15 protein-coding genes and 1 pseudogene are annotated in these 12,792 nt (G+C 67.0%); 10 read left to right on the forward strand and 6 right to left on the reverse strand.

All coding sequences use genetic code 11. The features are described 5' to 3' along the window. Nucleotide 1 precedes the first annotated feature (1 nt). The gene (locus tag ACUN0C_RS10260; RefSeq protein WP_445466256.1) at nucleotides 2-433 is read left to right on the forward strand and encodes a hypothetical protein; all 432 of its coding nucleotides are present in this window, start codon (nucleotides 2-4) and stop codon (nucleotides 431-433) included. A gap of 51 nt (nucleotides 434-484) precedes the next feature. Then, complete coding sequence (locus ACUN0C_RS10265) at nucleotides 485-772, forward strand: hypothetical protein (RefSeq protein WP_445466257.1); 288 nt, start codon at nucleotides 485-487, stop codon at nucleotides 770-772. On the opposite strand, the gene ACUN0C_RS10270 is transcribed toward ACUN0C_RS10265, so the two are convergent. Further along, nucleotides 769-969 carry a hypothetical protein gene (locus ACUN0C_RS10270; protein ID WP_445466258.1) on the reverse strand — a complete coding sequence of 67 codons (201 nt, stop codon included), beginning with the start codon at nucleotides 967-969 and terminating at the stop codon, nucleotides 769-771. The genes ACUN0C_RS10265 and ACUN0C_RS10270 overlap by 4 nt on opposite strands. A 224-nt stretch (nucleotides 970-1,193) precedes the next feature. After that, entirely contained in the window at nucleotides 1,194-2,156 is a 963-nt protein-coding gene (locus tag ACUN0C_RS10275) for an IS1595 family transposase (protein WP_445466259.1), read from the reverse strand. A gap of 104 nt (nucleotides 2,157-2,260) precedes the next feature. Between ACUN0C_RS10275 and ACUN0C_RS10280 the strand changes: the two genes are divergently transcribed. The 3 genes and pseudogenes from ACUN0C_RS10280 to dprA form a co-directional block, all read left to right on the forward strand. Continuing rightward, nucleotides 2,261-2,485, forward strand: a complete 225-nt coding sequence (locus ACUN0C_RS10280; RefSeq protein WP_445466260.1) for a DUF6471 domain-containing protein — start codon at nucleotides 2,261-2,263, stop codon at nucleotides 2,483-2,485. 185 nt (nucleotides 2,486-2,670) lie between these two features. Then, a complete protein-coding gene (locus tag ACUN0C_RS10285) occupies nucleotides 2,671-3,324 on the forward strand; it encodes a hypothetical protein (protein ID WP_445466261.1) in 654 nt (217 codons plus the stop codon). A gap of 130 nt (nucleotides 3,325-3,454) precedes the next feature. Continuing rightward, nucleotides 3,455-4,504: pseudogene (gene dprA / locus ACUN0C_RS10290) on the forward strand (DNA-processing protein DprA); the annotation flags it as partial. Nucleotides 4,505-4,518: 14 nt separating this feature from the next. On the opposite strand, the gene ACUN0C_RS10295 reads toward dprA, so the two are convergent. Continuing rightward, nucleotides 4,519-4,710, reverse strand: a complete 192-nt coding sequence (locus ACUN0C_RS10295) for a hypothetical protein (RefSeq protein WP_445466262.1) — start codon at nucleotides 4,708-4,710, stop codon at nucleotides 4,519-4,521. Between the two features lie 226 nt (nucleotides 4,711-4,936). Continuing rightward, complete coding sequence (locus tag ACUN0C_RS10300) at nucleotides 4,937-5,302, reverse strand: gamma-butyrobetaine hydroxylase-like domain-containing protein (RefSeq protein WP_445466263.1); 366 nt, start codon at nucleotides 5,300-5,302, stop codon at nucleotides 4,937-4,939. Between the two features lie 138 nt (nucleotides 5,303-5,440). On the opposite strand from ACUN0C_RS10300, the gene moaA reads away from it, so the two are divergent. The 3 genes from moaA to ACUN0C_RS10315 all read left to right on the forward strand — a co-directional run bounded on the left by moaA (nucleotide 5,441) and on the right by ACUN0C_RS10315 (nucleotide 8,703). Next, nucleotides 5,441-6,445, forward strand: coding sequence for a GTP 3',8-cyclase MoaA (moaA, locus tag ACUN0C_RS10305; RefSeq protein ID WP_445466264.1), 1,005 nt, complete (start codon nucleotides 5,441-5,443; stop codon nucleotides 6,443-6,445). A 90-nt stretch (nucleotides 6,446-6,535) separates the two neighbouring features. Next, nucleotides 6,536-7,456 (forward strand): DMT family transporter, encoded by a 921-nt coding sequence (locus tag ACUN0C_RS10310; RefSeq protein ID WP_445466265.1) that lies wholly within the window; start codon nucleotides 6,536-6,538, stop codon nucleotides 7,454-7,456. After that, a complete protein-coding gene (locus tag ACUN0C_RS10315) occupies nucleotides 7,453-8,703 on the forward strand; it encodes a multidrug effflux MFS transporter (RefSeq protein ID WP_445466266.1) in 1,251 nt (416 codons plus the stop codon). The genes ACUN0C_RS10310 and ACUN0C_RS10315 overlap by 4 nt, the downstream gene beginning before the upstream one ends. A 4-nt stretch (nucleotides 8,704-8,707) precedes the next feature. Here the strand turns inward: ACUN0C_RS10315 and ACUN0C_RS10320 are convergent, their stop codons facing one another. Together ACUN0C_RS10320 and ACUN0C_RS10325 are read right to left on the reverse strand one after the other, a co-directional pair. Then, on the reverse strand, nucleotides 8,708-8,908 hold the full coding sequence (locus ACUN0C_RS10320) for a DUF6494 family protein (protein ID WP_445466267.1): 201 nt from the start codon (nucleotides 8,906-8,908) through the stop codon (nucleotides 8,708-8,710). Nucleotides 8,909-8,911: 3 nt separating this feature from the next. Then, nucleotides 8,912-10,099, reverse strand: coding sequence for an Mrp/NBP35 family ATP-binding protein (locus ACUN0C_RS10325; protein WP_445466268.1), 1,188 nt, complete (start codon nucleotides 10,097-10,099; stop codon nucleotides 8,912-8,914). A gap of 172 nt (nucleotides 10,100-10,271) precedes the next feature. On the opposite strand from ACUN0C_RS10325, the gene ACUN0C_RS10330 reads away from it, so the two are divergent. Continuing rightward, nucleotides 10,272-10,871, forward strand: coding sequence for a TRAP transporter small permease subunit (locus tag ACUN0C_RS10330; RefSeq protein ID WP_445466269.1), 600 nt, complete (start codon nucleotides 10,272-10,274; stop codon nucleotides 10,869-10,871). A 2-nt stretch (nucleotides 10,872-10,873) separates the two neighbouring features. Continuing rightward, on the forward strand, nucleotides 10,874-12,790 hold the full coding sequence (locus ACUN0C_RS10335; RefSeq protein WP_445466270.1) for a TRAP transporter large permease: 1,917 nt from the start codon (nucleotides 10,874-10,876) through the stop codon (nucleotides 12,788-12,790). The last annotated feature ends 2 nt before the right edge of the window (nucleotides 12,791-12,792 follow it).

Consider the following 12,792-nt stretch of genomic DNA (forward strand, 5'->3'; position numbering starts at 1 on the left):
CATGGACACGAACCACTCCCCCGCCGTCTACGCCCTCTTGCAGCTTCACGCCGAGCTGGGCGGCAAGATCAAGGACAACCAGCGCGAGGCGGTGAAGCTCAGGGTCGACATGAAGCACGTCGAGGCCGTCCTTCACCTGCTACAGCCGGAGTTCAACGCGCGACGGATCGCGCCCAGGCGTCGCTACAATCCGAACCCGCTGTTCAAGCGCGGCACGCTGTTCCGGGCCGCGCTGGACGTGCTCAGAGCCTCGCCTGAGCCAATGACGGTGGATGAAATCAGCCGTGCGCTGTTCCGCTCCAAGGGCGTCTCAGAGCCGTCCAGAGACGACATGCGGCGCATGTACGGAGCGGTGGCCGCTTCGCTCGATAATCACGCTGGAAAGACGGTGGAAGGGGATCAGTGCCATCCGCGACGGTGGCGGCTGATCTGACCCGTGCTGTTGTTAGAAGGGACGGCGGGCCTCACGGCCCGCCGCATTGCTATGTCACGATTCAAGGTTGCCGATGAAGCGGTACTTACGCTTTGGAATGGGCTTGCCCGTGAACTTCGCGATCTTGTGCCGCCGAGCCGCGCGGCCGATAGCTTTCTGCGATCCGCGCGAGACGACTTCCACGAGATGCTGGCTCACTTCCCTGAATACGGCCTCGCGGCTGTCATTCGCACCGCACCGGGGGCAGGCAAGCCATTCCTCGCCATCGTCGTGAGCGACAGGTTCAAGGCGGACATGGCACTTGCCGCAAAGCGCTTCTACGGAGTCAGAAGCCATTAGGCCGCCCTCCGCTTGGCGGCAGCGACCTGCTCGCTGCCACGGTGACGCCTACCCTTGATGACATCGTTCACGCGGCCGGGGTTCACGTCGAAGCTGGCTGCGATCCGATGCTGGAACTCACCGTTCCAGTAGCGAACCCAGATACTTACCGCGTCATCAAATGTGAGCTGATAGCTCGCTTTCCGTGCCATTTCCATGGCCGTTCCTTTCGAGGAAAGGCCGGAGGAGGCTTGACGCCGTGCCGCGAATAAGCATTTACTGACTTCGTGATCACGACCTGACCTGCCCCTTCCGGCTGGTTGTTTTTGAGCCCGGCACGTTGGCGCGTGTCGGGCTCGCCCTTTGTTGGGCCGAATCGGCTCAACCGCGGAATGTTCGGCGGCTACAATCAGATAGTCAACCCGTTGCCCGGACTCGCGCTTTACGCGGCCCGCTGCCAATAGCCCGCCCACTGGCGGCTGACCGGCGAGCCGAGCGACAGCCCCAGCGTCCTCCGTGCCAGCGCGCCGTTGTCCAGCCGGCGGTGATCTTCCTTCCACGCGGCTTCGTTTGCGTACTGGTACAGGTAGCGGGCCGACACGCGGTGATGCTGGCCGTCGACCATGCGGCGGAGCCGGCTGAAATAGCTCTCGACCTGATTGGTGCACGAGCCGTCCAGGCTGTACGCCTCAGAGTGATTGATGCGGGCGGTGAGCCATCCGGCATGAAGGGCATCCCAATGGGCCGCCTCGTCGGCATGGATGCGCGACATGCGGGACACGACCCGCTTGGCGATCTCTACGCCTTCGGACTCGCTCATCACCACGAAGGGGAGCGTGCGGCCCTTGCGGGCACGAAGGGCGACGACGACGCGGCGAGTTCCGGTCTGATGCTCCGCACGGCGCCGGTCCACCCGATCCGCTTTCATGTTCGCCGGCCGGATATGACCGCCGAAATAGGCGCCGTCGATTTCCACGTCCTCGCCATCAAGGGTCTGGCCGTTGATCTCGGCCGCAAGCGCCTCGCGCAGCTTGTGGGCCAGGACGAAGGCCGTCTTGTATTGGCAATCGAGATCGCGAGAGAGCTGGCAGGCCGAAATGCCCTTCACCGCGTTCACGAAGATGCAGATCGCGGCCAGCAGGTCCACGAAGGCCATCTTGCGGGAGGCGAAGATGGTGCCGCTCGTCACCGAGAACTGATGGTAGCAGGCGGTGCACTTGAACTTGCGGCGGGTGGGGATGCTGTAGCTGTCGAGGCAGCCGCAGCGCGGGCAAACCGGAGTGCCGTTCGTCTCAGCCCAGCGGATTTTGCAGAACGTCTCGTAAGCCGCTTCCTCGCCGCCCTTGTAGATCGCCTTGAGGCTCAGGGTGCGGGCCGCCGCGGAGAGGAGGAAGTGCTGGGCCATTTGTCATCGTTTCCAGTGCGTGTGCACTAGATATGATGACATACTGTCACCTTGTCAATCACAAAAGCACGCCGTATGATGACACTCGCATCAAGGAGCGTGACATGCCGGAACGGACGGATTGGGAAGAGAAGGCGAAGGGGATCATCCGGGGCGAAATGGCCCGGCGCGGCGTCACCTACGCCCAGCTCGCTGAGAAGCTACATGCGATCGGCGTTGACGAGAACGAGCGCAACCTGCGGAATAAGGTGAGTCGGGGGAAATTCACCGCAGGGTTCTTGCTGCAATGCCTGGCCGCCATTGGCTCTCGGGAGCTGCGATTGGATTAGTCGTCGGTACTGGCCTTTCGCTTTTGCTCCTCGTCCTTACCGTCCCCGAGTTCCGCGAACCATCGCACGCCAAAATAGGACAGAGCCAGCAGGGCAACGTAAAGCAGAGGAAAGATGATCCAATCGAACCGTCCGGGTTCTGGCGCGCTTACGCCACGCCTCAGGACACGTACGCACAATGGATCATGGCCCTTTTCACCATTGCTGCAACTGGCGTCAGCATATACGCGGTCAGACTGGTCAACAGGACGCTTGCGGCGAACATCAGCGCCGTCAACGAAGCGAAAGGCGCCAATGCGATCGCCCAAGCCAACGCTGAGGCTGATCGGCGTCCTTGGCTGGATTTCACGATCACGAGGCTGACACTGGTAGGCGTCCAGCCGGATGGCCGGCTCAAATGCCAAGCGCAGATCGACATGAGAAATCTCGGGAAGACGCCTGCGACCGGGGTGTTCGTCTTCCTTCGGATGGAGGAGGTTCCCGCACCGTTTTTCGGCAGCTTGGAAAAGCTTTCCAAGGGGCGCGTTGACCGAACCAACAATGTCAGAGCGGAAGGCGGCAGGATCATCTTTCCGAGCGACAAACCTGTTTCTACCCTCGAGACAGCAATCGCGCGCTTCGCGTTTGCTGCTGACGATCGGGATAATGCGGCCGGGTTCTTTTTGAACGCCTGTGTAGAGGCCGTTTACAACATTCCCAGCGGACGCGGCATCACCATGAAATGCTTCAGGATAGGATGCGTTAGAGACGGCGCGTTGTCCGCGTTTCACCGGGTGTCCGGAGACGACCCATTCAAGGACGTTTGCATGATAGAGCTCGGCCCCAGCTTCGTGAGCTGAGACGAACATGACAGCCGCCAGCGCGGCTCGCGCCCACACGGCGCGCGCTCCTAGCTCACCGTCCCCTCCCTAGGTCCTGGGGCGGGTGACGGCCGCTCCCCAGCCTTGGTGCTCTTGATACATAAGGCCGGGACCGGCGACCTTCCGGTCCCTCGTCAACCATTTCGGCACTGCGCAGGCCGCCCTCGAAGGCTTGCCCGACCTCTCCCGGCGTGGCGGGCGAAGCAGCCTCAGGATCGCCGGCGTAACAGAGGCGGAGGAGGAACTCGCCGCCGCCGACCGGATCGGCGCACGCTTCGTCGGCCTCGGCGAACCCGACTACCCGCCCTGGCTGCGCCATGCGGACCAGCCGCCGCCGCTTCTCGCCGTACGAGGGGACGCGCGCGTCCTCGTGCGGCCCGCCGTCGCCCTTGTCGGCGCCCGCAACGCCTCCGTCGCCGGGCGCAAGATGGCGGCCCTGATCGCCCGCGACCTCGGGGAGGCCGACTTCGTCGTCGTCTCCGGGTTCGCTCGCGGCATCGATGCTGCCGCGCACGAGGCCGCGCTCGCCACGGGTACCGTGGCGGTGTTCGCCGGCGGCGTGGACATCCTCTACCCGCGCGAGCACGAGGCCTTGCTGGAGGCGCTTCTGGGCACGGGAGGCGCGGTCATCAGCGAAATGCCGATGGGATGGGAGCCGCGGGCGCGGGACTTTCCGCGGCGCAACCGGGTCATCGCCGGCATGACCCTCGGCACCGTCGTGGTCGAGGCCGCCGAGCGCTCCGGATCGCTCATCACGGCGCGCCTCGCGCTCGAGCAGAACCGCGAAGTGATGGCGGTACCCGGCTCGCCGCTCGATCCGCGGGCGGAAGGCGCGAACCGGCTCCTCAAGCAGGGCGCGCGGCTGGTCACGGCGGCCGGCGACGTCATCGAGGCACTCGCGCCGATGCTCGACCGCGAGATCGCGGTCCCGCCGGCGATCGCGGATCTGCGTATGCCGGAAGAAGCGGTCGAACCCGCTGAGCCGGCGGAGAGCGACCGCGAGAAGGTCATCGAGGCGCTTGGGCCCACCCCTATCCCGATCGACGACATCATCCGGTTCACCGGCGTGGCGGCGCGGCATGTCCAGGTCGTGCTGCTCGAACTGGACCTCGCCGGCCGGATCGAGCGACACCCCGGCGGCCGGGTTTCGCTGCGCTGAGATCTGGCGACCGCTTACGAGCCTTCGTCAGCGCGCACCGCGTTACGCTCGGCCGCGACCCGCTTCGCTTCGATCACGGCCATGTCGATCAGATACGCAAGGAACGGGAGCTGATTGGCCTCTGCGATCCGGCGCAGGTGGCCGGCCGTGACGGCGATGTACTCGGCGGCTCCGCACACCGTGCTGTCGCCGTTCCCGTGCGCCACCGACCGACTCGGCATTGCTTCCGCCCTGGCTGCCAGTTGTCAGCCAGCTTACAACGGCGGCAATTCAAATCAACTACTTTTACGAAAGAAGTTCTAAACTTTCTCGTCTTAGTTGTGCGGCTTGAACCCGTCGCCGCGGGAGACCGGCACCTGCGTCAAACGAAGGATGACCCGGTCCACGCCTCCTTGAACGGCGGCCGCTGTGGAACCCCGCCGATTTCCCGGTTCAACGTCTGCGGCTGCGGGAGAGGCCCTTCTCCTCCAGCTCGCGGAGATACTGCGCCCAGATCTCGTCCTGCTCGCGTCCGATCCTGCGCAAATAGCCCCAGCTGTAGATGCCGGTGTCGTGGCGGTCGTCGAAACCGATCTTCACCGCGTAATTGCCGACCGGGTCGATCCGCGCGACCTTCACGTCCTCCTTGCCTCCGACGGTGACGCGCTGCTCGGGAGAATGGCCCTGGACCTCGGCCGAGGGCGACACCACGCGGAGATATTCGGCAGACAGCGCATAGCTCTCCCCGGTGTCGAAACTGACGGTCAGGGTGCGCTTGTCCTTTGACAAGCGCAGTTCGGTCGGCCACGGTTCGGGCAATCGTTCCTCCTTGGCGGGCGAGCCGAAGGGGTTGGTCGGCTCGGGCGATTCACTACATTGACCCGATCGGGGCGCCGGGCAACACTTGCCCGGAAGGCGGAGGCAGCATTGGCGTCGGACTTTACGGGCACAGCGACCATGCCGGAGTCGGCGATGATCGACCGGTTCGGGCGGGCAATCACCTATCTCCGCGTATCGGTCACCGACCGGTGCGACTTCCGTTGCGTCTATTGCATGGCGGAAGACATGACCTTCCTGCCGAAGAAGGACCTGCTGACGATCGAGGAGCTGGAGCGGCTCTGCACCGCCTTCATCGCCAAGGGCGTCCGCAAGCTTCGCATCACCGGCGGCGAGCCGCTCGTGCGCCGCGACATCATGAAGCTGTTCGAGGCGCTCGGCCGGCAGATCGGGACGGGCGGGCTCGAAGAGGTGACCGTCACCACGAACGGCTCCCAGCTCGAGCGCTTCGCCCGGCCGCTTTTCGACGCCGGCGTCCGCCGCATCAACGTGTCGCTCGACACGCTCGACCGCGCCAAGTTCAAGGCGATCACCCGTCGCGGGGAACTCGGCCGGGTCATGGCCGGGATAACGGCCGCCCAGGAGGCCGGGCTCAGGATCAAGCTCAACACCGTGGCGCTCAAGGGCGTTAACGACGACGAGATCCCGGAGATGATCCGCTGGGCCCACGCCCACGACATGGACCTCACGCTGATCGAGACGATGCCGCTCGGCGACATCGACGGCGACCGCACCGACCAGTACCTGCCGCTCTCGCTCGTCCGCGCCCGGCTGAAGGAGCTCTTCACGCTGGAGGACATTCCGTATCGGACCGGCGGCCCGGCGCGATACGTGAAGGTGGCCGAAACCGGCGGGCGACTCGGCTTCATCACGCCGATGACGCACAATTTCTGCGAGAGCTGCAACCGGGTGCGGGTGACCTGCACCGGAACGCTCTTCATGTGCCTCGGCCAGGAAGACGCCGCGGATCTTCGCGCGCCGCTCCGCGCGTCCGAAGGCAACGATCTTCTGATGCAGGCGATCGACGAGGCGATCGCGCGCAAGCCGAAGGGTCACGACTTCGTGATCGACCGGCGCACGAGCCGGCCGAGCGTGCGGCGCCACATGAGCGTGACGGGGGGTTGATCGGCTCCACGGCCATGCCGATCATGCGCGGCCGCCATTTCCAGCGCGGATGAACTGATGTAGAGGCGGCGGGTCATTTCTCCTGCCGCCATGTCCGCTCCCAACACTGCCACAGACAACCGGCGCGGCATCGCATTCATGCTCGCCGCCATGGCCGCCTTCCTGGTCAACGACACGCTGGTGAAGCTGGCGAGCGCGGACCTGCCGGTCGGGCAGATCGTCTTCGTGCGCGGACTGATGGCGACTCCGCTCCTGCTTCTCGCCGCATGGTGGCAAGGCGTGCCGGTCGAGATGCGCGGCCTTTTCCACCCGATCGTCGGACTGCGGACCGTCGGGGAGATGGGCTCCACCGGCTTCTACCTGAGCGCGCTCGCGCACCTGCCGATCGCCAATGCGACGGCGATCCTCCTGCTGGTCCCGCTCGCCACCACCGCCGGCGCCGCCCTGTTCCTGCGCGAGCCCGTCGGCCTGCGGCGCTGGACGGCGATCGGCATCGGCCTCCTCGGTGCGCTCATCATCGTGAGGCCAGGCATGGAGGGCTTCACCGTCTGGTCGGTGGTCGCGCTCGTCGCCGCCCTGTTCGTGACAACGCGGGATCTCTGCTCGCGGATGATCCCGCCCAACCTGCCGGTCTTCGCGGTTTCGGCCGCCGCATCGGCGGCTGTGGCCGTGGTCGGCCTCGTCATGGGCCTGTGGGAGGACTGGGTGGTGCTCGGGGCCGGCGATTACCTTTATCTCGCCGGCTCCGCCGTGCTGCTCTCGGCCGGCTACGTGCTGATCCTGCATGCCATGCGCGCCGGCGACGTGGCCGTCGTCGCGCCGTTCAGATATTCCATCATCCTCTGGGCCATCGCCATCCAGGCCGTCGTCTTCGCCGCATGGCCGGACCTGCCCACGCTCGCCGGCAGCACGATCCTGGTCGCCACCGGCCTCTACACGTTCAACCGCGAACGCAAGCGCGCGAAGCTTCGCCCAGCCGCCGCCGCACTCACCGCGCCTGCCCCGAAATGACGGTGTCGCGCACCGACGGCACCGATGCCGGGCGCAGCGAGCCCGCGGGCGGGATCCGACGGCCGCCGATCCTCGCGCTCGTCGCGATCTCGGCGCTGTCGCCCTTCGCGATCAACGTGATCGTGCCGTCCATGCCGGCGCTCGAGCGCCACTTCTCGGCGGATTACGGCACCGTCCAGCTGGTGCTCTCGTTATTCCTGGTCGCGGTGGCGGCCGGACAGATCTTCGTCGGCCCGCTTTCGGACCGGTTCGGCCGCCGGCCCGTCCTCCTCCTGGGGTTCCTGATCTTCACGCTTGCCAGCCTCGCAGCCGTCTTCGCGCAGAGCATCGCGGCACTGATCGCCCTCAGGATCGTACAGGGCGCGAGCGGCTGCGTCGGGATCGCACTGGGGCGCGCGATCATCCGCGATCTCTACGACCGCCGGCAGGCGGCCAGCATGATCGGCTACGTGACCATGGGCATGGCGATGGCGCCGATGCTCGCGCCGTTCTTCGGCGGCGTGCTGCAGGAGACCCAGGGCTGGCGCGCCGTGTTCGTCCTGATGACGGCGTTCGGCCTCGTCTGCCTGCTGGTCACGGTGCGATGGATACCCGAGACCAACTTCGCTCGCACACCGGTCCTGAATTTCGGGACGATGCTCCGTGACTTCCGCATTCTCGGCTCGGAGCGTGACTTCGTGCTCTTCACCGCGAGCACGGGCCTGACGGCCGGGGTATTCTTTTCCTTCCTCGGCGGCGCGCCCTATGTGGCGGAACGCATCCTGGACCTGTCGCCGAGCGTCTACGGGCTTTGGTTCAGCCTGCTCGCGATCGGCTACGCGCTCGGCAACTTCCTCTCGGCCCGGTTCTCCGAGCGCTTCGGCCTCGTGCGGATGATCCTTTACGGCTCCTATCTCGGCCTCGCCTCGATCGCGGTCGCCATGCTTCTCTTCGCGGCCGGGTTCGGCTCGCCCTCCGCACTGTTCCTGCCGATGGCCGTCTCCGGCATCGCGAACGGCGTCGTGCTGCCGAATTCGCTGTCGGGGGCGATCAGCGTGCGTCCGGAGATCGCCGGGGCGGCGGCCGGGCTCACCGGCGCCGTCCAGATCGGCGCGGGCGCCGTGCTCAGCGCGCTGGTCGGCATGCTCCTGGAAGGGAGCACCGCGCCCTTCCCGATGTTTGCCGTCATGATCCCGGCGGCCGCCGTCGCACTCGCCGCCGCGTACGGCATCCGCCATCGGCGGCCGGCCGGCGATCCGGCCGGGTAGCGGGTCAGCCGAGGTCGATCTCGCCCTCGACCACGTGCTGGAGGTCGGTCCCCTCGGCGGTGACGAGGGCGCGCACCTTCAGCGTCCCCTTGAGCTCGCCGTCCGCGACGACACGCTCGATCTCGCGCTGCGACGTAACGCCGACCTGCTTCAGGAACTTCCGCATCGACATGTTGAAGCGGTCTTCGTTGCGGTCATCGGTCATGGTCTACTCCTCGATCACGATGGATGGCGCCCGTTGCGCACCGCCGGCGCGGTGCGCCTCCACGCCGTCCCAGACGCGGCGGGCGATCTCCTTGTAGATAGTCGCATGCGGCCCGTCCGGATCCGCGATCACGACCGGCATACCGGAATCGGAGCGTTCCCGGATCTCCATGTGGAGCGGCACGGCCCCGAGGAAAGGAGCCCCAATTCGCGCCGCCTCGGCTTCCGCCCCGCCATGCCCGAATATGTCGGAGCGCCCGCCGCAATGCGGGCAGACGAAGTAGCTCATGTTCTCCACGATCCCGAGCACCGGCACGTCGACCCGGCGGAACATGTTGAGCCCCTTGCGGGCGTCGATCAGCGCCAGGTCCTGAGGCGTCGAGACGATGACCGCGCCGGCGAGCGGCACCTGCTGGGCCATGGTGAGCTGGGCGTCGCCGGTGCCCGGCGGCATGTCGACGACGATCACGTCGAGCTCGCCCCACGCCACCTCGCGCAGCATCTGGGTCAGCGCAGAAACCACCATCGGCCCGCGCCAGATCATGGGCGTGTCCTCGTCGACGAGAAAGCCCATCGACATGACCTTCATGCCGTAGCCGTCGAGCGGCTTCAGCACGCGCCCGTGGAGCGGCTCGGGCTTGCCGGAGAGGTGCAGGAGCCGCGGCAGCGACGGGCCATAGATGTCGGCGTCGAGCATGCCGACCTTGAGACCGATCGCCTGCAGCGCGAGGGCGAGGTTCACCGCCGTCGTCGACTTGCCGACGCCGCCCTTGCCCGACGCGACCGCGACGATGGCGCCGACGCCCGGCACGCCCGGTTTCTGCGGCGCTCCGCCGGCCGCCGGCGGAGCCGCAGGGCCGGGACCGGCCATCGGCGAGCCCCTCGGCGGGGCGGAGGCAGCCGAGCCTCCCCGCCGCTCGGCGGTGAGCGCGACCATCGCCTGCACGACCCCGGGAACCGCCCGGACGGCACGCTCGGCCGCCTGCCGCATGGGCTCCAGTTCGCGCGCGCGCTCGGCCGGCACCGTTATGGAGAAGATCACCTTTCCGTCAGAAACGACGATGTCGGACACGAGGCCTAGGCCGACCAGGTCACCCGTGCCGTCCGGTCCCCTCACCGCTTTCAGCGCGTCTAGAACCGCCTCTCTGGTGACCTCAGCCGTCTTCGTCCGTCGTCCTCCTGGCCAGCGCAAGACGCATCTCCCTCGGCTCTCTGCCGCTTCAAACTGGCGCGACATCTACTCCTTTTGTCCCGGGTGGCAAGTGAAGCCGGGCCATGCGATATGGCATTCCTTCCTTGGGCGTGAGAACGGGCGGCTCGAGATCGCTCCGGCGTCGCTTTCGGTGCGAGGGGGGACACAGGGTTTGGCAGCGCTTCTGGCCGTGAGCCGGACGATCGACGCCGTGACGGTCTTCGTCGGACGTGCCGTGGCATGGCTCGTGCTCGCCGCGGTTCTCGTGAGCGCGGGCAACGCCGTGATCCGGAAGGCCTTCGACATGAGCTCGAATGCCTGGCTGGAACTGCAATGGTACCTGTTCGGCGCCGTCTTCATGCTCGCCGCCGCCTACACGCTCCAGCGCAACGAGCACATCCGCATCGACATCGTTTCCGGCCTGCTTTCGAAACGGACGCGGGACTGGATCGACCTGCTCGGCCACCTCCTGATCCTGCTCCCGTTCGTGTCGCTGATGATCTGGCTCCTCATCCCCTATGTCCGCCTCTCCGTGCGGATCGGGGAGCATTCGCCCAATGCCGGCGGCCTCATCCTCTGGCCGGCCAAGGCGCTGCTGCTTGCCGGGTTCATCCTGCTGCTGCTGCAGGCCGTCTCGGAGATCATCAAGCGCGTCGCCGTGATCGCCGGGGCGATCCCCGATCCGACGCCCGAACAACAGGCGCATCCGGCCGTCTCGGAGATCGAAACGACGGCAGCGATCGGCCACGCGTCCGACGAGCGGGGCCGCTGAGGATGGCCCAGTTCATCGCCCACAACCTTGCGCCGATCATGTTCACGGCGCTCATCGTCTTTCTCCTGCTCGGCTACCCGGTCGCCTTCGCGCTCGCCGCGAACGGCCTGCTCTTCTTCGTCATCGGCGTCGAGCTCGCGCCGCTCTCCAGCGGCGAGATCACGCTCTCCTGGCCGCTCCTCGGCGCACTGCCGGACCGTCTCTTCGGGATCATGAGCAACGAGACGCTGCTCGCGATCCCCTTCTTCACCTTCATGGGGCTGATCCTCGAACGCTCCGGCATGGCCGAGGACCTCCTCGACACGATCGGGCAGCTGTTCGGCCCGATTCGCGGCGGGCTCGCCTTCGCCGTCGTCTTCGTCGGCGCGCTGCTCGCCGCCACCACCGGCGTGGTGGCGGCCTCGGTGATCGCGATGGGCCTGATCTCGCTGCCGATCATGCTCCGCTACGGTTACGACCGGCGCCTCGCGACCGGCGTCATCGCGGCCTCGGGGACCCTCGCCCAGATCATCCCGCCGTCGCTCGTCCTGATCGTCATGGCCGACCAGCTCGGCCGTTCCGTCGGAGACATGTATGCCGGCGCGCTCATTCCGGGGCTTGTGCTGACCAGCCTTTATGTCGGGTACGTCGTGCTGGTGACGCTCGTCCGCCCGGGCGCGGCGCCCGCTCTGCCGATCGAGGCGCGCACCCTCGGCTCCGGCGTCACCTCCCTCTTCTTCGCGCTCGCCGCCGCTGTGCTCGTCTCCTATGCGGCGAGCCGGGGGTTCGAGGGCAGGGTGGAGCGGGGCGCCGCCATCTGGGGCGCCACCGTCGGCGTCGGCGTCGTCTATCTCGCAGCGGTCCTCAACAGGGTACTCGGCCTGGGGCTCTTCTCGCGGCTCGCGCAGCAGGTCATCATCGTCCTCGTCCCGCCGCTCGCCCTCATCTTCCTGGTGCTCGGCACCATCTTTCTCGGCGTCGCCACGCCGACGGAAGGCGGCGCGATGGGGGCTGTCGGCGCGCTGGTGCTCGCGGCGGCGAAGGGCAGGCTGCGGCTGGACGTCCTCACGCAGGCGCTCGATTCGACCGCAAAGCTCTCCGCCTTCGTGATCTTCATCCTCATCGGCGCGCGGGTGTTCTCGCTCACCTTCTACGGCGTGAACGGCCACATCTGGGTGGAGGAGCTGCTGCTGAACGTGCCGGGCGGCGAGACCGGCTTCCTGATCGTCGTCAACGTGCTCGTCTTCTTCCTCGCCTTCTTCCTGGATTTCTTCGAGCTCGCGTTCATCGTCGTGCCCTTGCTCGGCCCGGTGGCGGAGAAGCTCGGCATCGACCTCATCTGGTTCGGCGTGCTCCTCGGCATCAACATGCAGACGAGCTTCATGCACCCGCCCTTCGGGTTCGCGCTGTTCTTCCTCCGCTCGGTCGCGCCGCGGAGCGCCTATGTGGACCGGCTCACGAAGCAGCGGATCGAGGGGATCACCACGGGCCAGATCTACTGGGGCGCCGTGCCGTTCGTGATAATCCAGGTCATCATGGTCGGCCTCACGATCGCCTTCCCGCAGATGGTCATGCACTACAAAGGGTCGGCGCCGACCGTCGACCCGAGCGAGTTCCGGCTGGAGCTCCCGCCGATCGGGGGGCAAGGCCCGCCGAGCTTCGGGCCGCCCGGAGGCGCACAGCCCGGCGAGCCGGGCGGGTTCGGCCTGCCGGGCCAGCTCAATTTCGGCGGACCGCCGACGCCGGCCGCGCCACCGGCCGCGGAGCCGGCGCCAGGCGCTCTGCCCCAGCCAGGCGCAGGCCTCCCTGGCGGCCTGAATTTCGGCGCGCCGCCCGCGGCACCGCAGCCGGACCACGGCGGCGCGCCAGCCGATGCGGCCCCGCCGGCCGCGCCCGGCGCACCGCCCCTCGACCTTAGCCGCCCGCCGAGCTTCAACTGAGC

The sequence above is a fragment of the Faunimonas sp. B44 genome (assembly GCF_052655945.1).